The following is a 24,750-nucleotide window of genomic DNA, read 5'->3' as shown; positions in this document are numbered from 1 at the left end:
CCGCGCGCGCCCTACGGTCGCTCTCGTCCACCACGGAGGGAGCACCATGTCGATGCCGCAGCAGCGCCGGATCCTGGCGACGGCCATCCCCGGCCCCCGCTCGCGCGAGCGCCAGACCCGACGCCAGGCCGAGCTCGCCGACGGCCTCGGTACGACGATGCCGGTCTTCGTCGACCGCGCCGGCGGCGGGATCATCGTCGACGTCGACGACAACCACATCATCGACCTGGCCTCCGGCATCGCGGTGACCAGCGTGGGCGCCGCGCACCCCGAGGTCGCGCACCGGATCGCCGAGCAGGCCGAGCGGTTCACGCACACCTGCTTCCTCGTCACCCAGTACGACGGCTTCGTCGACGTCGCCGCGGCCCTCAACCGGCTCACGCCGGGCGAGCACGCGAAGAAGACCGCGCTGTTCAGCACCGGCGCCGAGGCGGTCGAGAACGCGATCAAGATCGCCCGCGTCGCGACCGGGCGCAGCGCGGTCGTCGTCCTCGGCCACGCCTACCACGGGCGGACCAGCCTGACGATGGCGATGACGGCGAAGAACGTCCCGTACAAGCAGGGTTTCGGGCCGCTCGCGCCGGAGGTCTACCGGGTGCCGTCGCCGTACCCGTACCGCTGGCCGTCGGGTCCCGAGCGCGCCGCGGACGAGGCGTTCGCCGCACTGCGCGAGATCGTCACGACCCAGATCGGCGCCACCAACGTGGCGGCGATCGTGGCCGAGCCGATCCAGGGCGAGGGCGGGTTCATCGTGCCGCCGCCGGGCTACCTCGCAGCGGTCCGGGAGTTCGCGACCGAGCACGGCATCGTGTTCGTCGCCGACGAGATCCAGACCGGGCTCGCCCGGACGGGCGCGATGTTCGCGTGCGAGCACGAGGGCGTCGTCCCGGACCTGATCACCACGGCCAAGGCGCTCGCCGGTGGCATGCCGCTCGCCGCGGTCACCGGCCGCGCCGAGCTGATGGACGCGGTCCCGGCCGGCGGCCTCGGCGGCACGTACGCCGGCAACCCGGTCGCGTGCGCTGCCGCGCTCGCGGCCCTCGACGTGATCGAGTCCGAGGACCTCGTCGCCCGGGCTCGGGCCATCGAGGACCGGGTGCGGCCCCGGCTGGAGCAGCTCGTCGCGCCGGGCAGCGTCGTCGGCGAGGTGCGCGGCCGTGGCGCGATGCTCGCGATCGAGCTCGTGAAGCCGGGCACCACCGAGCCGGCCCCCGAGCTGGCCAAGGCGATCGCCGAGCGCTGCCACCAGGAGGGCGTGCTGACGCTGGTCTGCGGCACGTTCGGCAACGTCATCCGGCTGCTGCCGCCGCTGGTGATCCCGTTCGACCTGCTCGACGAGGCGCTCGACGTGCTGGTCGACGCGGTGCGGAGCCTGGCATGAGCGTCACCTCCTTCGACCCACGCACGGGTGCCGTCGTCGCGACGGTCGCCGACACGAAGGACGCCGAGCTGCGGGCGGTCCTCGCCGCCGCGACGGCCGCGGCGCCGGTGCTGGCGGCGACGAGCCCGGCGCAGCGCCGTACCTGGCTGCACGCGGTGGCGGACGCCCTCGAGTCCCATCGCGACGAGCTCGCCCGGCTGGCCGACCTGGAGACGGCGCTCGGCTCGGAGCGGCTCACCGGCGAGGTGACGCGCGCGGCCGGACAGCTGCGCTTCTACGCCGAGGTCGCCGCCGAGGGCTCGTACGTCGACGTCACCGTCGACGAGCCGACCGCGACCACGCCCGGGCTGGTGCGGGTCAACCGGCCGCTCGGTCCGGTCGCGGTCTTCGGGGCGAGCAACTTCCCGTTCGCGTTCAGCGTGCTCGGCAACGACACGGCGATGGCGCTCGCGGCCGGGTGTCCGGTCGTCGCCAAGGCGCACCCGGCCCACGCCGGTCTCTCGGTGCGCCAGGCCGAGATCGCGCGCGAGGCCCTCGCCGCGGCCGGTGCCCCGCGCGGCACGTTCGCCGTGGTCAGCGGCCACCAGGTGGGTGTCGACCTCGTCCGGGCGCCGGAGATCACCGCGGTCGGCTTCACCGGCTCGCAGGCGGGCGGGATGGCGCTGTGGCGGATCGCCCACGAGCGCGACGTCGTCATCCCCGTGTACGCCGAGATGGGCACGGTCAACCCGGTCGTCGTCACGGCGGCCGGCGCCCGGGACTTCGAGGCCGTCGCGAAGGGTCTCGTCGGCTCGTTCACGCTCGGCAGCGGGCAGTTCTGCACCAAGCCCGGACTCCTCCTCGCCCCGGCCGGCGCGGGCGCGGCGCAGGCAGTCGCGGACGCGCTGCGGTCCGCTGCTCCGGAGCCCGTGATGCTGACCAGCGCGATCGCGGACGGCGTCCGCACCGGCCTCGCCGCGATGGTGGCGGCGGGTGCCGAGGTGATCGCCGAAGTGCCGGCCGCGGGGGCCGGGTGGTCCGCACCGGCTGCCGTCCTCGCCGCCCCGGCGGCCGCGCTGGCACCGGGGAGCCGGCTGCTGGAGGAGACCTTCGGTGCGGTCGTCCTCGTCGTCGAGTACGCCGACACCGCGGACCTCGCCGCCGTCCTCGGCCGGCTCCAGCCGTCGCTCGCCGCGAGCGTGTTCACCGGCGGTGCCGAGGACGACCAGGCCGGGCAGGTCGTCGGCCTGCTCAGCGGCCAGGTCGGCCGGGTCGCCGTCGACGCGTGGCCCACGGGCGTCGCGTTCACCTGGGCGCAGCAGCACGGCGGCCCGTGGCCGGCGACCTCCGCGCCGGCCGTGACCTCGGTCGGAGCCGCGGGACTCGCCCGGTTCGTGCGCCCGGTCGCCTACCAGTCCGCGCCCGACGCCTGGCTCCCGCCGGAGGCGCAGGCCGCCAACCCGTGGGGCCTCCCGCGCCGCGTCGACGGGAAGCGGCCGTGACCGGCCCCCTCGACGGCGTCCTCGTCGCCGACTTCAGCCGGGTGCTCGCCGGCCCCCTCGCCGCGTCCACCCTGGCCGATCTCGGCGCGGAGGTGATCAAGGTCGAGCGACCCGGCGTCGGCGACGACACCCGGCACTGGGGGCCGCCCTGGACCGAGACGTCCAGCTCGTACTTCGCGTGCGCCAACCGCTCCAAGAAGTCGGTCGAGCTCGACCTCGCCGACCCGGCCGACCTCGCCGTCGCCCGGGAGCTCGCCGCGCGCTGCGACGTCCTCATCGAGAACTTCAAGGCGGGGACGCTCGAGCGCCACGGCCTCGGGTACGCCGCGGTCGCGGCCGCCAACCCGGGCGTGGTCTACGCGTCCATCACCGGCTTCGGCAGCGGCGGCGGGGCCGAGCTCGCGGGCTACGACTTCCTGGTCCAGGCCGTCGGCGGGCTGATGAGCGTGACCGGGCCGCCGGGGGAGCCGACCAAGGCGGGCGTCGCGCTGGTCGACGTATTGACGTCGAAGGACGCGGTCACCGGCATCCTCGCCGCCCTGCACGCCCGGACCGCGACCGGACGCGGGCAGCGCGTGGAGGTGAACCTCCTGTCGAGCCTGCTCGGCTCGCTCGCGAACCAGGCGTCGGCGTACCTGACGACGGGGGAGGCGCCGCGCGCGATGGGCAACCAGCACCCCTCGATCGCGCCCTACGAGACGCTGGCCGCGGCCGACGGAGCGCTCGCGGTCTGCTGCGGCAATGACGCCCAATTCGCCCGTCTGGTGGGGGTTCTGGGCATCCCGGGGCTCGCCGAGGACGCCCGCTTCCGGACCAACGCCGACCGGGTCGCCCACCGCGCCGACCTCGTCGCCGCCCTGGAGACTGCGCTCGCCACGGACACCGTCGACGCGTGGGCGGAGCGCCTGGCCGGAGCCGGCCTTCCGGCCGGCAAGGTCGGCACCGTCGCCGACGGCTTCGCGCTCGCCGAGCGGCTCGGCCTGGAGCCGACCGTGGACGTGGGCGCCGGCGTACCTCGCCAGGTGCGCAGCCCGATCACGTTCTCGCAGACGCCCGTGACCACCTACTCCGCTCCGCCTCGGCTGGGGGAGCACAACGACGACATCCGCAGCATGCTGAGCAAGGAGAACTCCCGATGAGCACCTCGACCACCCTGCCTCCCTTCGAGCCCCTCGACCCGGCCGGCATCGACGACCTGCTGAGCGACGACGAGAAGGCCGTGCGTTCGTCGGTCCGCCAGCTCTGCGCCGAGCGGATCGACCCCCACGTCGCCGACTGGTTCGAGCGCGGCACCATCGACGACCTGCGCGGCCTGGCCAAGGAGCTCGGCTCGCTCGGCCTGCTCGGCATGCACCTGGAGGGCTACGGCTGCGCCGGCATGTCGGCCACCGACTACGGCCTGGCCTGCCTCGAGCTGGAGGCCAGCGACTCCGGCATCCGCTCGCTCGTTTCCGTGCAGGGCTCGCTCGCGATGTACGCGATCTGGCGCTGGGGCTCGGAGGAGCACAAGACCGAGTGGCTGCCCCGGATGGCCGCCGGCGACGCGATCGGCTGCTTCGGCCTGACCGAGCCCGACGCTGGCTCCGACCCGGGCAGCATGCGCACTCGGGCCCGCCGGGTTGCCGGAGCCGGCTCCGACTGGGTGCTCGACGGCCGGAAGATGTGGATCACCAACTCCTCGGTCGCCGACGTCGCCGTGGTCTGGGCGCAGACGGACGAGGGGGTGCGCGGGTTCGTCGTACCGACGACGACGCCGGGGTTCTCCGCCCCCGAGATCAAGCACAAGCAGTCGCTGCGCGCATCGGTCACCGGCGAGATCGTGCTCGACGGCGTCCGGCTGCCCGACGCGGCAGCCTTCCCGGAGGTCCGCGGCCTCAAGGGACCGCTGTCGTGCCTCAACGAGGCGCGCTACGGCATCGTCTGGGGCGCGATGGGCGCGGCCCGCTCGTCGCTGGAGGCGGCGCTGTCGTACGCCAACGAGCGGGTCCAGTTCGGCAGGCCGATCTCGGCCTTCCAGCTGACCCAGCAGAAGCTCGTCGACATGAACCTCGAGTACACCAAGGGCGTGCTCCTGGCCCTGCACCTCGGCCGCCGCAAGGACGCCGGCACGCTGCGCCCCGAGCAGGTCAGCCTCGGCAAGCTCAACAACGTCCGCGAGGCGCTGGAGATCTGCCGGACCGCGCGCACGGTGCTCGGCGCCAACGGGATCTCGCTGGAGTACCCGGTGATCCGGCACGCCAACAACCTGGAGTCGGTGCTCACCTACGAGGGCACGGTCGAGATGCACACGCTGGTGGTCGGTCAGGCGATGACCGGGCACGCGGCCTTCCGCTGACGGTCAGCGCGGGTCAGCCCTGGATGGTCGGGTCCTGGGGTCGTGGGTAGAGCGCGAGGGTGAGCGCGACCCCGACCGCGAGGCCGGCGAGCTGCAGGGCGACGAAGGCCGGGACGGAGCCGGGCGCGATGCCGGCGAAGGTGTCGGTGAACATCCGGCCGAGGGTGACGGCGGGGTTGGCGAACGAGGTCGAGCTGGTGAACCAGTAGGCCGCGCCGATGTAGGCGCCGACGGCTGGTGCCGCGAGCGTGGTGCGGCCGGTGCGGACCAGCGCGAAGACGAGCGCGACCAGTCCGGCGGTGGCGACGACCTCGCCGACGAGGTGGCCGCTGCTGACCCGGTCCTGGGTGGCGAGGCCTTGGTCGACCTCGAACATGACGTTGGCGAGCACGGCGCCCGCGATGCCGCCGACGACCTGGGCGACGGTGTACGCGCCGACGTGGGGGAGGGACAGCCCGGTGCGGTCGCGGCGGCCGAGGAACCAGTCGGCCAGGGAGACCACGGGGTTGAGGTGGGCGCCGGAGACCGGGCCGAGCCACACGATGAGCACGCCCAGCCCGAGCGCGGTCGCCAGGGAGTTCTCCAGGAGCTGCAGGCCGATGTCATCCGGCGACAGGTTCTGCGCGGCGATGCCGGAGCCGACGACCACGGTGACCAGGAGGCCGGTGCCGACGAGCTCGGCCAGGAGGCGCCGGGGCAGCGGTGCGGGTGGGGGAGTGCTCACGGCGCCCATCTTGACGATCAGAGATTGCTCAGTCAATCTTGAGGCAATGAACACTGAGCAAGATGCCGAGCTGGCCCGCCGGGTCGAGGTCCACGCCGCGCTCGCCGATCCGACGCGGCTGCGAGTGGTCGACCTGCTGGGCGCGGGTGATGCCGCGTCGTCCGAGCTGAGCGCCCGGCTCGGTACGCCGTCCAACCTGCTGGCCCACCACCTCAAGATCCTCGAGGCGGCGGGCGTGATCCGGCGCCGGCGCTCCGAGGGGGACGGGCGGCGCAGCTACTGGCGGCTGGTGCCCGACGTGGTCGCGCCCGCGGCGGACCCCGGGGCCGTGGCGGTGCCGCACCTGCGGACGCCGGCCCGTCTCGTGTTCGTGTGCACCGCCAACACCGCGCGCTCCCACCTCGCCGCCGCCCTCTGGCGCCAGGCGAGCCGGGTCCCGGCGGACTCCGCGGGCACCCATCCGGCCGAGCGCATCGACCGGCGGGCGGTCGCGGCAGCGCGCCGGCACCACCTCGACCTGCCCGACGTACGGCCGCAGCGGGTCGAGGACCTCGCTCCGGCGCTGACCGAGGACGACCTGGTCGTCACGGTCTGCGACCGCGCGCACGAGGAGCTGGGCGATGCCGCCCAGCTGCACTGGTCGGTACCGGACCCGGTCGCGGCCGGGGGCGCGGCCGCCTTCGACCGGGCCCACGACGAGATCGCCGGCCGGGTGCGGGTTCTGGCGGGGGGCCTGCGATGAGCGCCCCGGTCGTGCTGTTCCTGTGCGTGCACAACGCCGGTCGCTCGCAGATGGCGCTCGGGTTCTTCAACCACCACGCCAAGGGGCGGGCGATCGCGCGCTCCGGTGGGTCCGAGCCGGCCGACCAGGTCAATCCGGCCGCGGTGGCGGCGATGGCCGAGCGCGGTATCGACATCGCCCGTGAGTTCCCCAAGCCGTGGACCGACGAGATCGTGCGCGCTGCCGACGTCGTCGTCACGATGGGCTGCGGTGACGCCTGCCCCTACTTCCCGGGCAAGCGCTACGAGGACTGGAAGCTCGACGACCCCGCAGGCCTGGACGTCGACGGCGTCCGCCCGGTCCGCGACGAGATCGAGCGCCGGGTGCTGGTGCTGCTCGACGAGCTGGGCGTGCCGGCGACCGACGCCAGCAGGGCGGCGACCAGTCCCAGCAGTCCGAGGACGACGAACAGCGCCGAGTGACTGCCGGTCGCTGCCGCGACGGCGGCGCCGAACGCCGGTGCCAGCGCGGCCGCGACGCCGAGGGGTGCGTTGTAGACGCCGTTGAGCGCGGCGTAGCGCTCCGGGCCCCAGTGCTCGCTGACCACGGTCGCGCCGACGAGGGTGAACAGCCCCCGCGCGGCACCGGCGACGATCGCGATCGTGAGCAGCACCGCCACCGGCCCCGGTACGACGCCCAGCGCGAGCACCATCGCCGACAGCACGACGATCGCCAGCACCGCACGGGGGTTCGGGGGCATCCGGCGGACGAGCGCGGGGTAGAGCAGCCGCCCGACGACCTGGCCCGCGCCGCTCAGGCCGACGGCCCACGCGGCGAGCTGGACGCTGGTGCCGCGGCTCTGGAGCAGCGGGACCAGGTGCACCAGCGAGGCGTACATGACCAGTGAGGTCAGGGCTCCCGAGGTGGCGAGCAGCAGGAACGTACGGCTGGTCAGGACGTCGCGGTCGGAGGTCGTGCGGGGGCCCGCCGGGCCGCCGTACGGCGTGGGGTGCCAGGGCAGCCGCAGGGCCAGCGCGTGGGCGGGCGCCGTCGCGCCGAGCATCAGCGCGCCGAGGACGAGGTAGGTCGCGCGCCAGCCGATCCGGTCGTCGAGGAGCGCGGTGAGCGGCGCGAAGACGGTGGAGGAGAAGCCGGCGACCAGCGTGAGCGTCGTGATCGCCTGCACCCGGCGGTTGCCGAACCAGTGGGTCAGCGCGGCGAACGCGGGCGGGTAGAAGGTGCCCGCGCTCGCCGCCCCCGCCAGCAGCCAGCCGGCGCCGGCGCCGAGGATGCTCCCGGCGGTCATGACGAGACGGGGGCCGCGGCGCTGCAGGATCCGCCCGGCCAGGACGCCGGCCAGCGCCCCGAAGAGGCTGCCGGCCGAGAACGCCGCCGTGACCGCCGTCGCCGACCAGCCGGTCTCGTCGGTGATCGCCGGGGCGAGCACCGTGAACGAGTAGTAGAGGACGCCGTAGGCGATGGTCACCGTCGCGCAGAGCGCGACCAGCGCCGCCCGCGCCCGGCGTCCGGTCGGGTCGACGGGCTCAGGCGTCGACAGGGGCTCGGCCGATCTCGAGGGGCGCCGGCGCGCAGCAGCCGCTGCCCGCGCCGGCGGCGCTGTCGGGGTCGTCGAAGACGCCGGCCCCTCCGCACACGCCGGTGTCCGGCAGCTCCAGCTCGACGCGGGCGGCGGCCTCGTGGTCGCCGGCCAGCGCGGCGACGACGCTGCGGACCTGCTCGTAGCCGGTCAGCGCGAGGAAGGTCGGCGCGCGGCCGTAGGACTTCATGCCGACCAGGTAGAGGTCCGGCTCGGGCTGGGCGAGGTCGGCAGCGCCGGTGGCCCGGACCGAGCCGCAGGAGTGGAGGTTCGGGTCGATCTCGGCGGCGATCCGGCGCGGCGCCTCCAGGGTCGGGTCGAGGTCCAGGCGCAGCTCGGAAAGGAACGACAGGTCGGGGCGGAAGCCGGTCAGCACCACGATGTTGTCCGCCACGGCGAGTGCGCGCCCGTCCTCGCCGACGAGGGTCGCGCCCTCGTCGGCGTGGCGGACCTCGGCGGTGCGGAACCCGGTGACGAGCTCGACGACGCCGGCCTCGACGACCTTCTTGGCCCGCTGGCCCAGCGCGCCCCGCTCGGGCAGCTCGTCGGCCGCGCCGCCGCCGAAGGTGCCGGCGCTGACGACGCGGCGGAGGGCCCAGGTGATCCGGGTGCCGGGGTGCTGCTCGGCGATCTGGACGAGCTCGTGGACCGCGTTGAACGCCGAGTCGCCCGCGCCGACGACGACGGTGTGCCGTCCGGCGTACCGCTCGGGGGTCGCGCGGTCGGGGACCTGGTAGGAGATCCGGTCGGCGGCAGCCCGCTCACCGAGCGCCGGTACGCCGTCGGCGCCGGCGGGGCCCGGGCGGCGCCAGGTGCCGGAGGCGTCGATCACCGCCCGCGCCTCGAGCCGCGACTCGTGGCCCGCGGCGTCGACGACGTGGACCGTGAACGGCTGGGCCGCGCGGTCGGCGTCGACCAGGCGGTCGCGGCCCTTGCGCGAGACGGCGACCACCCGGGCGTCGTACCGGACGTGGGGGGCGAGCGCCCGGGCCAGCGGGGCGAGGTAGTCGGCGATCCACCGGGCGCCGGTCGGGTAGCCGGAGGCCGGCGCGGTCCAGCCGGTCGGCTCCAGCAGCCGGACCGCCGCGGCGTCGACCAGCTCGGGCCAGGCCGAGAACAGGCGTACGTGGCCCCACTCGGCGACGGCCGCACCGGGACCGCTGCCCGACTCCAGCACCAACGGCTCCAGGCCGCGCTCGCGCAGGTGGGCCGCGGCGGCCAACCCCTGCGGGCCGGCGCCGATCACCACGACAGGCAGGTCACTCATCACGTGCTCCTCAGCTCGGGGACATCATGCATCGACGGTTGTCGATGCGACAACCCTAGGGACGCATCGACAAATGTCAATGCATCGGGCAGACTCGGTGCGTGCCCACTCCGCTTCCGGTGATCCAGCCCGACGACCTGGCCGCCTGCTGCTCGCCGCTGACCGGCGGTCTGGTCAGTGACGAGACCGCGGCGACCCTGGCCCGGATGTTCAAGGCCCTCGGCGACCCCACCCGGGTCAAGCTGCTCTCGCTCATCGCGGCCTCGCCCGAGGGCGAGGCCTGCATCTGCGACCTGACCGAGCCGGTCGGGCTCAGCCAGCCCACCGTCTCGCACCACATGAAGCTGCTCGTCGACGCCGGCCTCGCGACTCGGGAGCAGCGCGGCAAGTGGGCCTACTACCGCGTCGCGCCCGCCGTGCTCGCCTCGCTGGCGACGGCGCTGGCGCCCGCGGGAGCCGGCGCATGAGCGAGGCCGCCCGCCTCCTCGCCGCGTACGACGACCAGCTGCGCACCGACGCCGAGGCCGCCGGCGCGCTGGCGGTGCGCGTGCTCGGGCCCCTGCGCCTGGTCACGTTCGCCCAGGGCCGGGGCTTCGTGACCTACCGCGACCTGGGCGGCGCCGACGCCGCGGCGATCGACGAGCTCGTCGGGCAGGCGCGGGCGCACTTCGCCGCCGACCCCGCGACCACCGAGGTCGAGTGGAAGACCCGGGCCCACGACCTCGCGCCCGGGTTGACCGAGAGCCTGGCGCGGCACGGCTTCGTCGCCGAGGAGACCGAGTCGATCATGATCGGCGAGGCGGCGAGCCTCGCGGTCGACGTACCGCTGCCGGAGGGGGTGACGATCCGCCAGGTCAGCACCGAGGCGGACGTCCGCGCGATGTGCGCCATGAGCGCACGGGCGTTCGATGACCCGCCCTCCGACGGCGAGGCGATCGCGGTCGACCTGGTGGGCCGGCTCTCCGCCGGCGACGACCTCGAGCTCTGGGTCGCCGAGGCGGACGGCGCCATGGTCTCCGCCGGCCGGCTCGAGCCGGTGCCGGGCACCGAGTTCGCCGGGATCTGGGGCGGCTCGACCCTCCCGGCGTGGCGGCGGCACGGGATCTACCGCGCCCTCACCTCCGCCCGGGCCCGCTCCGCGCTGCGCCGCGGCCGGACGCTGATCCACAGCGACTCGACGGAGTACTCGCGCCCGATCCTGGAGCGCTACGGCTTCGTCCGGGTGTCCACGACGACGCCCTACACCTGGCGGCCCTAGGACGTCCGTCCGGATCTGCGCCCGGTCACCGCTCCGTCCGTTGACAGCCCTGGTCCGTGGTCCCGAAGGTGGTCCGGCCCGGTCCTGGCGACCCAACCGAAACCTCACGCCGTCGTCGTGTCGTCGGGACCGGGCCTCCGGACGCCCGTACGGATCTCGGGCGCCCGGCCACCGGGTGCGTTGACGTCGCGTCCGGTGTCGCCGAGGGTGGACTCGGCCGGCCACTGCGGCGCGATACCTCCCATTTGTCGCGCGCGGGTGGCCGGCCTCGTCCTTCGTCGGCGCGCCTAGGGCGCGTCTGCCAAGTCCGCGCAGTAGGCGCGGACTTGGGAGACACGCCCTAGCCGAACAGCTGGGTGTTGCCGAAGACCGGCGCCTGGGCGTAGCAGAACAGCGGGTAGGTGTCGCTGGGGTCGAGCTTGTTGAGCACGATCTGGGCGACGTTCTTGCTGTAGACGATGCTCAGGTGCTCGGACTGGTCGAGCCCGCACTTGTCCTGGAGCACGATGTTGTCGACCGTGGCGCCCGGCCCGGCGGTGATGAAGCCCGCCCGGTACGGCGTGACGACCTCGTCGTTGCGCGTGACGATGTTGGTGTAGCGCTCGCCCGCGACGGTCTCGCCGTTGTCGTTGAGCTGCTGGTAGAACGGCGCCTGCGGGTTCGGTGACTGGTCGGCTTGCTGCTTCAGCGCCGGCAGTTGCAGGATGTCGAACAGCCCCATCGCCAGGCCGAAGAGCCGGAACATCTTGCCGAGCTCGGTGATGCCGGCCAGCGTGGTCGGGTGGTTGGACGGCGCGAGCGCGATCACCTGGTTCACCTTGGGGGCGCCGCCCAGGACGTTGGTGTAGTACCGCGCCAGGGCGCCGCCCTGGGAGTGGCCGATCAGGTCGACCTGGGTGGCACCGGTGGCGGCGAGCACGCGGTCGACGTACGCGGCGACCTCGCGGGCGTTGTCGATCAGGTCGCCGGTGGCGTTGACGAACGGGATCCCTGTCGTGTTGCCGTAGTTGAGCGCGAAGACGCAGTAGCCCTCGTGCTTGATCATCGGCGAGAGGCCGTTCCAGTTGGCGTAGGGGTTGGCGAGCGTCCCCTGGACGAGGACGACGGGCCGCGGGTGCTTCGCCGACGGCCGGCAGGACCAGTCGTTGGCGCCGAGGGGGTTGCGGTTCGGCTGGAGGATCGAGGTCGCGAACGCGGCCGGGATGGAGTTGTCGTCCCCGAGCTGCCCGTAGCGGAGGGCGCGGGGGAACAGGTGGCCGGCGGCCACGTCGGCCGCGGCCGGAGGGGTCGACGGCGCGATCAGGATGAGGGAGATGAGGCCGCCGAAGGCGGCGAGGGCAAGGCGTCTCATGGGCGTCTCCTGTGGGTTCCGAGAGTGAGAAGCGCGCGCTGCTCTCGCAGGGTCGGACGCGTCTTCGCGGCGCGTCAACCGCCGGGGGTCCGCGGGGCGGAGATCCCGTACGGGCGTCCGGGCGGGGCCCCGCGATCAGCGGCCGAGCGCCCCGTGGTCCGCCTCGGTCCGGTCGGCGTAGCGCTGCCCGAACGCGGCCAGGGCCTGGTCGGCGACCCGGGACTTGCCGAGGTAGGCGCCGATCGTCGCGGCGGCGCCGAGCTGGGAGTGGGCCCGCGCCAAGGTGCTCGCGCAGAGCTCGCCGTACCGGGCCAGGCCGCCGGCGTCGAGCAGGCCGAGGTCGAGCGAGCCCTTCATGTCGCGGAACTGGCGCACGTAGTACGAGCGGCCGTCCGGCGCCGTGAACCAGCCGAGGAAGGGGTCGGACGACGCCTGCATGATCAGCTGCCCGGCGACCACGCGCTCGGCGGGAGTGCTCAGGGGGTTGGCGCCGACGTGGCGCTCCAGCACTGAGGCGGTCGCCTCCTTGAGCTGGAGGAAGAGCGGGTCGCCGGTCGGATCGGTCATCAGCACCAGCAGGCAGCGGGTCCCGACGCTGCCGACGCCGACGACCTTGAGCGCCGCGTCCTGGAAGCGGAAGAGCTGGAGGACGCCCGCGACATCCGGGGGGACCGAGCGCAGGTAGGCCTCGGCGAGCGAGCGCGCGACCTCCTGGTCGAGCTCGGGCAGCCGGGTGACCAGGGGCGGCTGGTCGACGATCCGCGGTACGCCGGACCGGTCGGTGACGGTGAGCTTCTTCAGCGCCCGCTCGGAGGTGTTGCGGCGGGCCTTGGCGATGCCCTGCTCGGCGACGCGGCGCTGCCGCTCGTCCAGGGACGTCCCCCACGCGCGGAGGGTCGCGGCGTCGATGCGCTCGTAGTAGCGCGCCATCGCGGGCTTCTTGGCCAGGGTCCGCACGGCCAGCCGGTAGGCCCGCGCGGTCGCCTCGGCCGCCGCGTCGACGTCCGGGCCGGTGATCTGCTGCTGCCGCCCGGCCAGCACGACGCTGGTGACGAGCCGCTTGACGTCCCACTCCCACGGACCCGGCGTGGTCTCGTCGAAGTCGTTCACGTCGAAGACCAGCGACCGGTCCCGGGCCGCGAAGACGCCGAAGTTCGACAGGTGCGCGTCGCCGCAGGCCTGCACGTGGACCCCGGTGCTCGGGGTGGTGGCGAGGTCCGCGGCCATCACCGCGGCGGCGCCGCGGAAGTAGGCGAACGGCGACTCCGCCATCCGCTCGTGGCGCACCGGCACCAGCGCGGACAGCCGGCCCCGGTCCTGCTCGGCCAGGACGGCGACCGGGTCGCGGTCCGCGGCCGGCTCCAGCTCGGCGAGCCGCTCGCGGCCGACCACGCTCCGCAGCTCGCGCCCCCGCGCCCGCTGCTCAGCAGGCGGCGCCGCGTGGACGGGGCTGGGGGTCATCGGCCGGAGCGCCCTCAGTCCTCGCGGGAGATGTGGTCGAGCAGGTCGTCCATGGTGTCGAACGTGACGGTCTCGGTGCCGTCCTCGATCTGCACCTCGATGTCCTCGAACGCCAGGTCCGCGTCGAGCTGGACCCGGACGATGCCGTCGGGCAGCTGCAGCGGCGCGATGAACGAGAGCAGCACGGCGTCGATGAAGACGACGACCGAGGTGAGGTCGAGGTCCTCCCGCAGCGCCACCGGTACGGCGACCTCGCCGGCCGCCTCCTCGATCTCGGTGACGGTGCGGGTGACGAGCGCGTCCCACTGCTCGGGGGACAGCGCCAGGAAGGCGGCGACCCGGTCGACGAGGGCGGGCACCTCGACGTCGGAGCGGTCCTCGAGCTCGGGGTCGACGTTGATCATCACGTCGGTCCCGGTGGCCGGGAAGGCGGCCAGTCCGTAGACGAAGTCCTCCTCGGCCGCGGGCTCGCGAAGAAGGGGGGCCACGGCGTCGACGAGGTGCTGGATCTCCACGTCGGCGATCCTACGGCGTGACCTCAGGGGGCTCCTGGTCCGTCGGGGTGGGTGAGGTCGTAGGCGCGGGTGAGCTTCTGGGGGACCACCATCCGCCAGGCGTCGACGACGAGCTCGCGCGCCTCGACGGGGTCGAGCGCGGCGAGGGTGGCGTGCACCCAGTGGAAGCGGAGGTCGGACTCGGAGGGCAGCTGGAAGCGGTCGGGGTCGCCGGCGACGAGGGCGTCACGCTCCTCCTTGGGGAAGGCGAAGCCCATCACCTGCTCGTCGAGCGAGAAGGCGACGTAGACGATCTGGCCGACCCGGAACTTCAGCCGGCGCCGGACGTGGACCGGGTACGAGCGCTCGAGCTCGCTGCCCAGCGCGAGCACGTCGTCGATCGTCGCCATGGGTCCATCGTGGGGGTGGCCACCGACATCGCCGAGGTGCTCAGCCGACGGCGACCAGTCCCGCGACCAGGACGTCGTCCGGCAGGTCGAGCAGCCGGGCCCAGGCGCGGTCGTCGTAGCCCATCACGGGACAGGTGGCGAGGCCGAGCGCGGTGCCGACGAGGAGCAGGTTCTGCAGCGCGGCGCCGGCGTCGAGGTGCAGGGTCCGGTAGTGACGGGCGGGGTAGCGGCCGAGGGTGGCGCCCAGGTCGATGCCGAGCGCGATCCAGAGCGGGACCCGGGTCGCGAACGGCGGCTGGTCGAGGCTCGCTGCGAGATAGGGGGTCGGGTCGCCGGTGCGCACGGTGACCAGGCCGGGCAGCGGGAGCCGGAGGTCGGCGCGGTGGACGCCGGGGGCGAGCGGCCCGGTGCCGCGCACCACGAGCGAGGCGACGACGGAGGGCAGGCCGCCGGCGCGGGGCGCGGTGCCGATCCCGTGCCGGAGCAGGCCCGCGAGGTCGGCGAGCGGCGGCTGGACGGCGCCGAACGCGTACCGCGAGCGGCGCGCGTGCAGCACCGCCTGCAGGCTGCCGCCGGGCGTGCGGGGCGCGGGCAGCGCGCGGGTGGTGGGGGCGCACGGGCGGGGCGGGAGCAGGTCCGGGTCCGGCGTCCGGCGTACGGCGGTCGCGTTGAGGGCGTCGTGGACCGCGTGGACGAGCGCCCTCATCGCGCCACGAACAGCGGTCGTCCGCTGACCGGGTCGTCGAGGACGACGGCGTCGACGTCGAAGGCCGCCTGCAGGGTGGCGCTGGTGAGCACCTCGGCCGGCGGGCCGTCGGCGAGGATCCGGCCGTCGCGGAGGGCGACGATGCGGTCGGCGTACCGGGCGGCCTGGTTGAGGTCGTGGAGCACCATCACGACGGTGATGTCGTGGTCGTCGCGGAGGTGCTCGACCAGGCGCATGAGGTCGATCTGGTGGCGTACGTCGAGGTAGGTCGTCGGCTCGTCGAGGAGCAGCACGCCGGTCTCCTGGGCCAGGGTCATCGCGATCCAGGCGCGCTGGCGCTCGCCGCCGGACAGCGTGTCGAGGCGGCGTCCGGCGAGCGCGGAGAGGCCGGTCAGCTCGAGGGCGCGGTGCAGCGGGGCATCGTCCTGGGGGCGGAGCATCGCCCACGGTCCGCGCTGGGGATAGCGGCCCTGCTCGACGAGCTCGCGCACCGTCGCCCCCACCGGTACGACGGCCGTCTGCGGCAGCACCCCGAGCCGCCGCGCGATCTCGCGTGAGGAGTGCCGCCCCATCGGCCGGCCGTCGAGGAGCACCTCGCCACCGTGGCGCGGCAGCACCCGGGCCAGCGTCATCAGCAGCGTCGACTTGCCCGACCCGTTGGGGCCGACGAGGGCGGTGACGGTGCGGGGGGCGACGTCCAGCGTCAGCGCCGGTACGACGGTGCGCCGGCCGTGCCCGGCGGCGAGGTCGCGCGCGGCGAGCACCGGTGGGGTGGGGGTCATCGGCGGTTCTCCTTGCGGACGAGGCTGATCAGGACGGGGGCGCCGAGCAGCGCGGTGACGGCGCCGACGGGGACGCCGGCCACGTCGGTGTCGAGCCCGGGCAGCCGGATCGAGACGGAGAAGGCGGCGAGGTCGGCGAGGCTGAGCAGGACCGCGCCCAGCGTCGCCGCCACCGGGAGGAGCAGCCGGTGGTCGGCGCCGACCACGAGCCGGGCGACGTGGGGCGCGACCAGGCCGACGAAGGCGACGGCTCCGGCGGCGGCGATCGCCGCGGCCGCCGCGGCGACCGCGGCCAGCAGGACCACCGCGAGGAAGGGGGCGGTCCGCAGACCGAGCCCGACCGCGGCCGGCTCGCCGAGCGCCCAGACGTTGAGCCGGGAGGCCAGCAGCCAGGCCAGGGGCAGCAGCACGGCGAGCCACGGCCACAGCTGAGCCCAGTCCTGCGGGGTCCGCGCGTTGAGCGAGCCGACGAGCCAGCGGAGCACGACCGCGATCGGCGCGGAGTCGACGACGAGCACCAGCGAGGTCGCGGCGGAGAGGACGGCGCCCAGCAGCACGCCGGCCACGGCGAGGGAGCGCCGGCCGGCGGCGTACAGCACGGCGCCGGTGGCGAGGGCGCCCGCCATCGCTGCGGGATAGGCCAGGCCGTGCTCGGGCCAGAGGACGAGGGATCCGGTGACCGCGAGGGCCGCTCCGGCGCCGACGCCGGTGGTCGCGGGCTCGGCGAGCGGGTTGCGGACCACGGCCTGGACGAGCACGCCGGACACGGCGAGCAGGGCGCCCGCACCGAGGCCGACGAGCACGCGGGGCAGGCGGTACTGCAGCACGATCACCTCGTGCACCGGCAGTCGTGGGCGTCCGGTGAGCGCCCGGACGATGTCGCCCGGCGGCAGCTCGGAGCGGCCGAGGAACAGGTGCGCGAGGACCAGCACGAGCGCGGCCACCGCGCCGGCGGCCACGACCGTGATCGCGCGTTGGGGCCGGCTCACGGGCGCGCCCGGGGGCGGAGCAGGAGCAGTGCCGGGACGCCGACGAGCGTGGTCGCGATGCCCACCGGCACCTCGACCGGGTAGAGCAGCCGGCGCGCGGCGAGGTCCGCGAGCGCGAGCAGCAGGCCGCCGGTGAGCACCACGAGCGGCAGCACCCGGCGGGTGCTCGTCGTACCGAGGGCGCGGCGGGCGACGTGGGGCGCGAGCAGCGCGACGAACGCGACCGGCCCGCAGGCCGCGGCGACGGTGGCGGCGAGCAGGGCGGCGACGCCGACGGCCAGTACCCGGGTCCGGGTGACCGGTACGCCGAGCCCGGACGCGACCTCGTCGCCGAGGGTGAGCGCCTCGACCCGGCGGCGCAGCAGCCAGGCCACCGCGATCCCGGCGAGGACGAGCGGCACGACCGTGGTCAGGTGCGGCCAGCCGCGGGCCGCGAGGCTGCCGAGCAGGTAGCGGAAGAGCACGACCACGTTGCCCTGGGTGCCGAGGCCGACCACGGCGACCACGAGCCCGCCGCACGCCGCGGACATGGCCGCACCGACCAGGACCACGTGGTCCGGGTCGCGGGTGCGCCCGATCGTGAGCAGCACGACGGCGCCCGCGGCGAGCGCGCCGGCGAGCGCCAGCCAGGGCTGGAGCGCGAGCGGCACGGCGAGGCCGAGCACGACGATCGTGGCGACCACGACGGCCGCGCCGGAGGAGACGCCGAGCAGCTCGGGACCGGCGACCGGGTTGCGCAGGGCGTCCTGGAGCAGCAGCCCGGAGACGCCGAGCCCGGCGCCGGCGACCAGCCCGAGCAGCGCGCGGGGGAGGCGGACGTCGGCGACGGCGACGTGGAGCGGGTGCGCCGGGTCGAGGAGCGCGGCGAGCGCCGTCCCGGGGGCGGCCATCGGCTCCCCGATGCACAGCGCCGCCAGCAGGCAGCAGCCGGTCGCGAGGCCGGCCACGGCGAGGGCGGCGGTGGGGCGCACCCGGCTCGTCGAGTTAAGAATGATTATCATTTCCAACTCATCGTTCACCACAGGAGGATCCATGCGCAAACCCACCCCCCTCGCCGCCCTCGTGCCGGCGGCCCTGCTGACCGCCTCGCTGCTCGCCGCGTGCGGCGGGACGTCCGAGGCCGACGAGCCCGCCGGTGGCGCCGAGCCGATCACGCTCACCGACGACACCGGCGCCGAGATCCGGCTGTCCGGTCCGGCCGAGCGGATCGCCTGCCTGACGATGATCTGCGTCGACGCGCTGACCGAGGTCGGGATCACGCCGGTCGCCTACCGTGAGCCGCTCGCCCTCGACGAGCGCTATGCCGGACCCGATGCCGACATGCGCGAGATCACCGGTGGCTTCGGCGAGGAGAACGTCGAGGACATCGCGCTCGCCACGCCCGACCTCGTCATCGGTCTGGCCGGCGCCCAGGACGGCCTGCGCACGGCGGTCGAGGCGCACGCCCCGCTCTACCTCGTCGACCCGCACTCGTGGCGCGACTCGGTGGAGTTCCTGCGCACCATCGGCCGGATCACCGGCACCGAGCAGGCCGCGACGGACAAGGCCGACGCCTTCGTCGCGCGGGTCGAGGCCGCCGCGCAGGAGCCGAGCGAGCTGACCACCCTGTCGATGTACGGCGAGCCGGGCAGCCTCGGCGTGGACTCGGTCGAGACGCCGGTCGGCTCGCTGCTCGCCGAGGTCAGCGACTACCCGTGGCCGGCCGGCGACGACCCGTTCGCCAGCGTGGCCGTCGAGCAGATCGCCAAGGTCGACCCGGACCTGGTGTTCGCCCAGGCCTTCTCGGCCTCCAAGGACGCCGAGCCGCTCAGCGACCGGCTGGCCTCGGACCCGGTCTGGGCCGGGCTCTCCGCCGTCCGGGCCGATCGGGTCGTCGAGGTCGAGGCGCCGGTGTGGGCCACCGGCCGCGGCACCATCTCGCTCGGCCTGGTGCTCGACACCGTCGAGGAGAATCTCCGCAAATAGTATTGAGAATCATTCTCATTCTCGATACGGTCCGTGGCGCGGCCCCGATCCGTGGGTCGCGCCACCTGACGAAGGAGACACCCATGAACGAGTTCTTCACCCCCGTGAGCCACCGCGCCCAGCTCTCGACGCACAGCGCCGGCCACAGCAACGCGCTGGTCGAGAACCCCTTCGACGAGGTCGAGGGCACCGAGGGCGACTGACCGCCTGCTCGACGTGACCCACCGGTCGGTCCCCGCGCGGCGTCGCTGCGCGGGGACCGACCCCGGACCCGAAGGCCCCATGGACCTCCCGCTCTCCGCCCGCCTGCGCCCCGACGTCGCGCTGTACGCCGTCACCGGCGGCCACGTGCTGCGCACCGGCGACACCCACCACCACGTCCACCTCGACCCGCCCGAGCTGGACGCCCTGGTCGACGCCCTGGTCGCCGGCCGCGAGCCGCACCCGCCCCGCGCGCGAGCCGCACTCGCGTCGCTGGTCGCGGCCGGCCTGGCCGATCCGCGGCCGGGGCGCGTGCGCGTGACGGGGACGGGGGTCCTGGCCGGCGCGCTGCGCGCGGCGCTGGTCCGGATGGGGGCCGACACCTCGCCCGACGCCGCGCCCGACACCTCGCCCGGCGGGACGCCGGTGCTCGCGCTGGACCACGACGACCTTCCCGACGGCGGTGACCTCGGGGCGACCGCCTGCTGGGTGAGCGGGCACCGGGTGCTGCTCGCACCGCCCGCCGTCCCGGCCGGTCAGGTCGCCGCCCGGCACCACGCGGCGACGCTCCACCGCGACACCGACCGGCGGGTCGCGCGCCGGTCCGGTGCCGGCGTCCGCTCGGGGATGCCGGCCCTGGCCGGGGCCGGGCTCGAGCTCGCCGCGGTGCAGGTGGCGGCCGAGCTGCTGCGGGCCGAGCGTCCGGCGTACGAGGTGGTCGTCGTCGACCTCGTCGCGCTGACGACGTCGCGGCACCCGGTGCTGCCGGTACCGCCGGCGCCGCGATGAGGTCGTGGCACGGCGCCGTCGCCGGGCTCGCCACCTGGACCTGGCTGCCGAATGCCTCTCCGCGGGCCGTGCTCGTCGCCCGCACGCCCTACGGCGCGGCGTCCCACGCGGCTGAGGCGCGGGGCTGGACCGGCCACGGCATCGGCCTCGTCGTCCAGGACGTCCGGGGTCGGCACGCCTCACCCGGCGCCTTCCACCCCTACGCCGAGCCCGGCACCGGGGACGGGCCGGCGCTGCTGGACTGGGTCCGCGGCTGGGCGGAGGCGCCCGTCGTCCTGCTGGGCACCTCGTACGGCGCGCACGCCGCGCTGGCCACGCTCGCCGAGACCGCCGCACCGGACGGGGTGGTCCTCGCCGTCCCCGCGCTCGGTCTCGGCGAGACGGCGCGCACCCGGGGCGGCGTCCTCCAGCTGGCCTCCCGGCTGGGGTGGTGGCTCGCCCAGGACGTCCGCCGGCCCTGGGCCGACGTCCTCGCCGCCCGCCGCCAGGACGCCGAGCGGGCGGCGCTCGTCGCGGGTCTCACCTGCCCGCTGTTGGCGATCGGCGGCACCGACGACTACTTCGCGCACGACACCGTCGACCTGTGGTCGGCCTGGGGCGGGCCGGCCCGGCTGGTCCTCGGGCCGTGGGACCACGGGCTCGCCGGAGCGCGCCGGGCGGCGCGCATCCTGGACTGGCTCGACGGCCTGCTCGCCGGGCGGCCCGCGACGGGCGCGCTCACCCTCGACCGGGCCGGCACCACCCGGACCGCAGCGCCCGCACTGGCGAGCGTCCGGCTGGCCGAGGTCGCCGCGGACGAGCAGTGGTGCGCGTCGCTCGTCGTCCGCGCCCCGGACGGCGGCGCGCGCGAGATCGCGCACGGCGCCGCGCGCGGTGACCGGATCACCCTCGGCCCGGTCGTGCTGGCCGACGGCGAGCGTCCCGGCCTGGCGCTGCGGCTGAGCCCCGACGACTTCCCCCGCTACGCCCGGTCGCACCGCCGACCGGGCGCCGTCCCCGACCACCACCTGGAGCTCACCGCATGACCGAACCGGCCACCCTGACCGTCGACAGCCTGGTCGACCCGCACTTCGGCCTGGTGACCGGGCTGCACCCGGTCGAGCGACTGCCCGGCCTGCCGCCGGCGTACGTCGGCATCACCGCCGAGGTCGCCGACTCCCGGGTGCACGGCAACTGGCCCAGCGACCGGGTCTCGCTGGGCACCACCTTCGGCGACCCCGCGGGCGCCCGGATCGCCGCGATCGGCGAGGCGGTCGAGCGCTACTGCGGCAACTACGTGCCCGACGGGCTGCTGCGCGCCTCGGCCCGGGACCTGGCCGCGGCGGGGCACCGGCTGCTCGGGCCGGAGGACCTGCGGTTCTTCGCGGACTGGCAGCACGCCCGGCCCGGCTTCCCCTTCGCGCGGTTCACCGACGACCTGGAGATCGCCTGGGTCGAGGGCCGCGGGGAGGACGGCCCGGTGCTGGTCCCGGCGTCCTGGGCCCACCTCAACTGGCGCACGGGCGCCCGCCGGGGCGAGCCCTTCCTGCACCCGGTCAACTACGCGGGCATCGCCACCGGTCAGGACGTCGCCGACGCGACCCGCCGCGGCCTGCTCGAGCTCGTCGAGCGCGACGCGCTGTCGCTGTGGTGGCACCTCGGGCTGTCCGCGCCGCGGATCGACCCGGCGAGCGTGCCGGGTCTGCGCGAGCACCTGGCGGGCTCCCGGCTGGAGGTGCACCTGGTCGCGCTGCCCGCGTGGTTCGGCGTACCGGTGGTCGCGGCGCTGGTCCACGACCCCCTCACCGGGATCGCGGCCGGCGGCTTCTCGGCCAAGCTCGACCCCGCCGAGACGGCGCTCAAGGCGGTCCTGGAGGCGATCCACAGCTGGGTCTTCACCCAGGGACTCCTCGACGCCGACGGCTGGGTCTTCGCGGCGATCGGGGCCGGCATCCTCTCCGAGGGCCTCTACCTGCCGCACCGGCCCGAGCGCGACTACCTCGCCGTCGCGGGTGGTGCCCAGCAGGCCGCCGTGCGCGACCTCGGCGCCCAGGCCCAGGTCTGGCTCGACCCGGAGGTCCAGCGCACGCTGATGCCCCGCTTCACCGCCCCCGGTACGACGGTCGGGCTCGACGCGCTCCCCACCGGCACCGAGGCCGGACTGCGCGCCGCCCTCGCCGCCGCGGGCCACGAGGTCGTCGTCTGCGACCTCACCACCCCGGACATCGCGCTCACCCCGCTGCGGGTGGTGCGCGTCTGCGCGCGCGGTCTGGTCCCCAACGCGCCGGCGGCCTTCCCCTACTACGGGCTGCCGCGCTGGACCGAGCTCGCCGGCCGGGCGCCGACCCCGGAGTCCCTCGTCCTGCTGCCCCCGCCCAGCCTGTGAGCGCCCTCGCGGACCCGACCTACCGGCGCTTCCTCGCGGCCCGGACGGTCGCGATGGCGGGCAACGCGCTGACCATGGTCGCGCTGCCGGTGCTCGTCTACCGGCTCACCGGCAGCGCGACGCTCACCGCGCTGGTCGCGGCGGCCGAGACCGCGCCGTACCTGGTGGTGGGGCTGCCCGCCGGCGCGCTCGTCGACCGCTGGAACCGGCGCCGGGTGCTCGTCGTGACCGGTGCGGCGAGCGGGCTCGCGCTGCTCACCGTGCCGCTCGCCGACGTCCTGGGCGTGCTGGGCTTCGGGCAGGTGCTGGCGGTGGCGACCCTGGTCTCGACGCTCTTCGTGTTCGCCGACGCCGCGTCGTTCGGGGTGGTGCCGCAGATGGTCGGGCGGGAGCGGGTCGCCTCGGCGACCTCGACCCTCGTCACCGTCGGTACGGCGATCGGCCTGGTCGGTCCGCTCGTCGCGGGCCTGCTCGTCACCACCACCTCGCCGGCCCTCGCGATCGGCATCGACGGGGCGGCGTACCTGGTGGTGGCGGGGGTCGTCGCCCGGCTCCGCTGGCCCGGCAGCGAGGACCGCACCGGGCCCGCCCCGGGACGCCGGCTGCGCGGCGAGGTCGCCGACGGCCTGCGCTTCATCTGGGCCACGCCCGTCGTGCGCTGGCTGACCGTGCTCGGCACCGGCGCGAGCCTGGCCGGCGGCGCGGCGTCCGGCCTGCTCGTCGTGGTCGGCGTCGAGCAGCTCGGTCTCGCCGCGGACTCACCCGCGCTCGGCTGGCTGTTCGCGGCCGGGGCGCTCGGCACGTTCGTCGCCAGCCTCGCGCTGCCCCGGGTGCAGGCCCGCCTGGGCGTCGGCATCATCTCCGTCACCGGGTACGCCGTCGGGCTGGTCGCCCTGCTCGCCCTCGCGGCCACCTCGACGCTGGTCCTCGCCCTGCCGCTGCTCGTGGTGCTCAACTTCGCGATGACCTCGCTCATCGTCAACGGCATCGTCACCCGCCAGGTGGTCACCCCCGACCACCTCCAGTCGCGGGTCAACACGACCGCCCGGCTCATCGCCTGGGGCGGCAGCCCCCTCGGCGCCGCCCTGGCCGGCGTCATCGCCGGCGCGGCCGGCACCCCCTGGGCACTGCGCGCCGCCTCGCTCGGCCTGCTCGCCAGCCTGGTGGTCGCGCTGGTCGTCGGGGTGGTCCGGTTCGCCCGGCTCGACGTGCTGCGCGAGCAGGCGTTCGGCCCGGCGCCCGAGGGCGCGGCCGGTCAGCGGTAGACGTGGTCCGGCGTGAGCAGCGCCGTGATCGGGCTGACCACCGACCCGGCGAGGTTGTGCTTCTCGTCCTCGGCGTCGGTGTTGGTCATCGCGACGAGGGTCAGGTCCGCCTCGGGCAGGTAGACGACGACCGTCTTGTAGCCGGGCAGGCTGCCGTTGTGCCCGATCCAGCCGTTGACGTCGAACAGGCCGAGGCCGTACCCGGCACCGTCGGCGTCCTCCGCGAGCGGCCGGGTCCGCAGCCGCTCGGCCTGGAGGGCGGGCGAGAGCAGCGTGCCCTTCGCCAGGGCGGGTGCCCAGATCCGCAGGTCCTCCATCGTCGAGGTCATCGCGCCGGCGGCCCACGCCCACGACGGGTTCCAGTCGGTCACGTCCTGCAGCGAGCCGTCGGCCGTCTGGTTGGTGGTCCCCCGGGCGTGCGGGTCGGGAATCTCGGTGCCGGTCGGCAGCACGGTGTCGCCCAGGCCGAGCGGGGCGGTGACGAGTTCGGCGATCACTTCGGCGAGCTCCTGGCCGGTGACCTTCTCGATCACCATGCCCAGCAGGACGGTGTTCGTGTTGGAGTAGGCGACCTCGCTCCCCGGCGCGAACCGCGGCGCGGTGCCCTTGATCCGGGCGACGAGCGAGGCGGGCTCCATCCCGGCCGCGGGATCGGCCAGGTAGTCCGGCACGAAGTCCGGCGTGAACGTGTAGTCGTCGAGCCCCGAGGTCATCCCCGCGAGCTGGCGCAACGTGATCCGGTCCCCGGCGGGGACGCCGTCGACGTACCGGTCGACGGGGTCGTCGAGGTCCACCCGGCCCTGGTCGACCAGGACGAGCAGCGCGGTGACCGTGAAGGTCTTGGTGACGCTCCCGATCCGGTGGAAGAGGTCGGTCCGCATCGGGGCGCCGGTGGCGCGGTCGGCGACCCCGGCCGCGGCGACGTACTCGCCGTCCTTGCCCCAGACGCCGACGGCGACACCGGGCAGGTCGCCGCTGCGGACCGCGCGGGCCAGGATCTTGTCGAGGCGGGCGGTCACGCCGGCGGGGAGCGGTTGCCCGGCGGGGGCGCCGGTGCTCGCGCCCGCGCTGGGGCTCGAGGTGGGGCTGGTGTCGGGGTCGTCGGACCCGCACGCGGTGAGGGTCGTGGTGGTCAGCAGGGCGGCGAGGGCGAGTCCGGTGAGGCGCACGTCGTCCAGCCTGTCGACCCGCGCGCCGGCGCGCGCCGG

At 75.1% G+C, this 24,750-nt stretch carries 26 protein-coding genes and 1 pseudogene; 14 read left to right on the top strand and 13 right to left on the bottom strand.

Going from position 1 to position 24,750, the window contains the following annotated elements; all coding sequences use genetic code 11:
• The first annotated feature begins 46 nt into the window (after positions 1-46).
• The 4 genes from gabT to CCO04_RS10875 are packed head-to-tail and all read left to right on the top strand — an operon-like array spanning position 47 to position 5,197.
• Positions 47-1,381, top strand: coding sequence for a 4-aminobutyrate--2-oxoglutarate transaminase (gabT, locus tag CCO04_RS10890; protein ID WP_215814170.1), 1,335 nt, complete (start codon positions 47-49; stop codon positions 1,379-1,381).
• Positions 1,378-2,862 carry an aldehyde dehydrogenase family protein gene (locus CCO04_RS10885; RefSeq protein ID WP_215814169.1) on the top strand — a complete coding sequence of 495 codons (1,485 nt, stop codon included), beginning with the start codon at positions 1,378-1,380 and terminating at the stop codon, positions 2,860-2,862. The genes gabT and CCO04_RS10885 overlap by 4 nt, the downstream gene beginning before the upstream one ends.
• On the top strand, positions 2,859-4,001 hold the full coding sequence (locus CCO04_RS10880) for a CaiB/BaiF CoA-transferase family protein (protein ID WP_215814168.1): 1,143 nt from the start codon (positions 2,859-2,861) through the stop codon (positions 3,999-4,001). Before CCO04_RS10885 ends, CCO04_RS10880 begins: the two co-directional genes overlap by 4 nt.
• Positions 3,998-5,197, top strand: a complete 1,200-nt coding sequence (locus CCO04_RS10875) for an acyl-CoA dehydrogenase family protein (protein WP_215814167.1) — start codon at positions 3,998-4,000, stop codon at positions 5,195-5,197. The genes CCO04_RS10880 and CCO04_RS10875 overlap by 4 nt, the downstream gene beginning before the upstream one ends.
• 13 nt (positions 5,198-5,210) lie before the next feature.
• Here the strand turns inward: CCO04_RS10875 and CCO04_RS10870 are convergent, their stop codons facing one another.
• Positions 5,211-5,930, bottom strand: a complete 720-nt coding sequence (locus CCO04_RS10870; protein WP_215814166.1) for an MIP/aquaporin family protein — start codon at positions 5,928-5,930, stop codon at positions 5,211-5,213.
• A 37-nt stretch (positions 5,931-5,967) separates the two neighbouring features.
• Between CCO04_RS10870 and CCO04_RS10865 the strand changes: the two genes are divergently transcribed.
• Both CCO04_RS10865 and CCO04_RS10860 read left to right on the top strand, forming a co-directional pair.
• Positions 5,968-6,663, top strand: coding sequence for a metalloregulator ArsR/SmtB family transcription factor (locus CCO04_RS10865; protein ID WP_215814165.1), 696 nt, complete (start codon positions 5,968-5,970; stop codon positions 6,661-6,663).
• Entirely contained in the window at positions 6,660-7,124 is a 465-nt protein-coding gene (locus CCO04_RS10860; RefSeq protein ID WP_215814164.1) for an arsenate reductase ArsC, read from the top strand. The genes CCO04_RS10865 and CCO04_RS10860 overlap by 4 nt, the downstream gene beginning before the upstream one ends.
• 197 nt (positions 7,125-7,321) lie before the next feature.
• On the opposite strand, the pseudogene CCO04_RS28485 reads toward CCO04_RS10860, so the two are convergent.
• A pseudogene (locus CCO04_RS28485) lies at positions 7,322-8,149 on the bottom strand (MFS transporter); the annotation flags it as partial.
• A gap of 37 nt (positions 8,150-8,186) precedes the next feature.
• On the bottom strand, positions 8,187-9,506 hold the full coding sequence (locus CCO04_RS10855; protein WP_215814163.1) for an NAD(P)-binding domain-containing protein: 1,320 nt from the start codon (positions 9,504-9,506) through the stop codon (positions 8,187-8,189).
• Between the two features lie 101 nt (positions 9,507-9,607).
• Here CCO04_RS10855 and CCO04_RS10850 point away from each other — a divergent pair, with 101 nt between their 5' ends.
• Together CCO04_RS10850 and CCO04_RS10845 are read left to right on the top strand one after the other, a co-directional pair.
• The gene (locus CCO04_RS10850) at positions 9,608-9,973 is read left to right on the top strand and encodes a metalloregulator ArsR/SmtB family transcription factor (RefSeq protein WP_215814162.1); all 366 of its coding nucleotides are present in this window, start codon (positions 9,608-9,610) and stop codon (positions 9,971-9,973) included.
• Positions 9,970-10,764, top strand: coding sequence for a GNAT family N-acetyltransferase (locus CCO04_RS10845; RefSeq protein ID WP_215814161.1), 795 nt, complete (start codon positions 9,970-9,972; stop codon positions 10,762-10,764). The genes CCO04_RS10850 and CCO04_RS10845 overlap by 4 nt, the downstream gene beginning before the upstream one ends.
• A gap of 104 nt (positions 10,765-10,868) precedes the next feature.
• Here CCO04_RS10845 and CCO04_RS10840 read toward each other — a convergent pair whose 3' ends face one another.
• From CCO04_RS10840 to CCO04_RS10800, 9 genes are all read right to left on the bottom strand, one after another.
• Positions 10,869-11,009, bottom strand: a complete 141-nt coding sequence (locus CCO04_RS10840) for a hypothetical protein (RefSeq protein ID WP_215814160.1) — start codon at positions 11,007-11,009, stop codon at positions 10,869-10,871.
• A gap of 95 nt (positions 11,010-11,104) precedes the next feature.
• A complete protein-coding gene (locus CCO04_RS10835) occupies positions 11,105-12,115 on the bottom strand; it encodes a triacylglycerol lipase (RefSeq protein WP_215814159.1) in 1,011 nt (336 codons plus the stop codon).
• 135 nt (positions 12,116-12,250) lie between these two features.
• Entirely contained in the window at positions 12,251-13,576 is a 1,326-nt protein-coding gene (locus CCO04_RS10830) for a DUF2252 domain-containing protein (protein WP_215814158.1), read from the bottom strand.
• Positions 13,577-13,590: 14 nt separating this feature from the next.
• On the bottom strand, positions 13,591-14,091 hold the full coding sequence (locus CCO04_RS10825) for a hypothetical protein (RefSeq protein WP_215814157.1): 501 nt from the start codon (positions 14,089-14,091) through the stop codon (positions 13,591-13,593).
• Positions 14,092-14,114: 23 nt separating this feature from the next.
• Positions 14,115-14,480, bottom strand: coding sequence for an MmcQ/YjbR family DNA-binding protein (locus CCO04_RS10820; protein ID WP_215814156.1), 366 nt, complete (start codon positions 14,478-14,480; stop codon positions 14,115-14,117).
• Between the two features lie 40 nt (positions 14,481-14,520).
• Complete coding sequence (locus CCO04_RS10815; protein WP_215814155.1) at positions 14,521-15,186, bottom strand: nitroreductase family protein; 666 nt, start codon at positions 15,184-15,186, stop codon at positions 14,521-14,523.
• On the bottom strand, positions 15,183-15,968 hold the full coding sequence (locus CCO04_RS10810; protein WP_215814154.1) for an ABC transporter ATP-binding protein: 786 nt from the start codon (positions 15,966-15,968) through the stop codon (positions 15,183-15,185). Before CCO04_RS10810 ends, CCO04_RS10815 begins: the two co-directional genes overlap by 4 nt.
• Positions 15,965-16,957 carry an iron ABC transporter permease gene (locus CCO04_RS10805; RefSeq protein WP_215814153.1) on the bottom strand — a complete coding sequence of 331 codons (993 nt, stop codon included), beginning with the start codon at positions 16,955-16,957 and terminating at the stop codon, positions 15,965-15,967. Before CCO04_RS10805 ends, CCO04_RS10810 begins: the two co-directional genes overlap by 4 nt.
• Positions 16,954-17,958 carry an iron ABC transporter permease gene (locus tag CCO04_RS10800; RefSeq protein ID WP_215814152.1) on the bottom strand — a complete coding sequence of 335 codons (1,005 nt, stop codon included), beginning with the start codon at positions 17,956-17,958 and terminating at the stop codon, positions 16,954-16,956. The genes CCO04_RS10805 and CCO04_RS10800 overlap by 4 nt, the downstream gene beginning before the upstream one ends.
• A gap of 31 nt (positions 17,959-17,989) precedes the next feature.
• Here CCO04_RS10800 and CCO04_RS10795 point away from each other — a divergent pair, with 31 nt between their 5' ends.
• The 6 genes from CCO04_RS10795 to CCO04_RS10775 all read left to right on the top strand — a co-directional run bounded on the left by CCO04_RS10795 (position 17,990) and on the right by CCO04_RS10775 (position 23,542).
• On the top strand, positions 17,990-18,922 hold the full coding sequence (locus CCO04_RS10795; protein WP_215814151.1) for an ABC transporter substrate-binding protein: 933 nt from the start codon (positions 17,990-17,992) through the stop codon (positions 18,920-18,922).
• An 83-nt stretch (positions 18,923-19,005) separates the two neighbouring features.
• A complete protein-coding gene (amiA, locus tag CCO04_RS28480) occupies positions 19,006-19,125 on the top strand; it encodes a streptamidine family RiPP (RefSeq protein ID WP_240532646.1) in 120 nt (39 codons plus the stop codon).
• A 79-nt stretch (positions 19,126-19,204) separates the two neighbouring features.
• Entirely contained in the window at positions 19,205-19,912 is a 708-nt protein-coding gene (locus CCO04_RS10790; protein WP_215814150.1) for a hypothetical protein, read from the top strand.
• Complete coding sequence (locus tag CCO04_RS10785) at positions 19,909-20,937, top strand: CocE/NonD family hydrolase (RefSeq protein WP_215814149.1); 1,029 nt, start codon at positions 19,909-19,911, stop codon at positions 20,935-20,937. The genes CCO04_RS10790 and CCO04_RS10785 overlap by 4 nt, the downstream gene beginning before the upstream one ends.
• Positions 20,934-22,277 carry a YcaO-like family protein gene (locus CCO04_RS10780; RefSeq protein WP_215814148.1) on the top strand — a complete coding sequence of 448 codons (1,344 nt, stop codon included), beginning with the start codon at positions 20,934-20,936 and terminating at the stop codon, positions 22,275-22,277. The genes CCO04_RS10785 and CCO04_RS10780 overlap by 4 nt, the downstream gene beginning before the upstream one ends.
• Positions 22,274-23,542 (top strand): MFS transporter, encoded by a 1,269-nt coding sequence (locus CCO04_RS10775; RefSeq protein ID WP_215814147.1) that lies wholly within the window; start codon positions 22,274-22,276, stop codon positions 23,540-23,542. The genes CCO04_RS10780 and CCO04_RS10775 overlap by 4 nt, the downstream gene beginning before the upstream one ends.
• Here the strand turns inward: CCO04_RS10775 and CCO04_RS10770 are convergent.
• Complete coding sequence (locus CCO04_RS10770) at positions 23,533-24,711, bottom strand: serine hydrolase (protein WP_215814146.1); 1,179 nt, start codon at positions 24,709-24,711, stop codon at positions 23,533-23,535. The genes CCO04_RS10775 and CCO04_RS10770 overlap by 10 nt on opposite strands.
• Positions 24,712-24,750: the final 39 nt, after the last annotated feature.

This window comes from Pimelobacter sp. 30-1, assembly GCF_018831735.1.
Classification (GTDB): domain Bacteria; phylum Actinomycetota; class Actinomycetes; order Propionibacteriales; family Nocardioidaceae; genus Nocardioides.
Note: the sequence above shows the minus strand (reverse complement) of the source record. Positions and strands in the feature narration are given on the sequence as shown.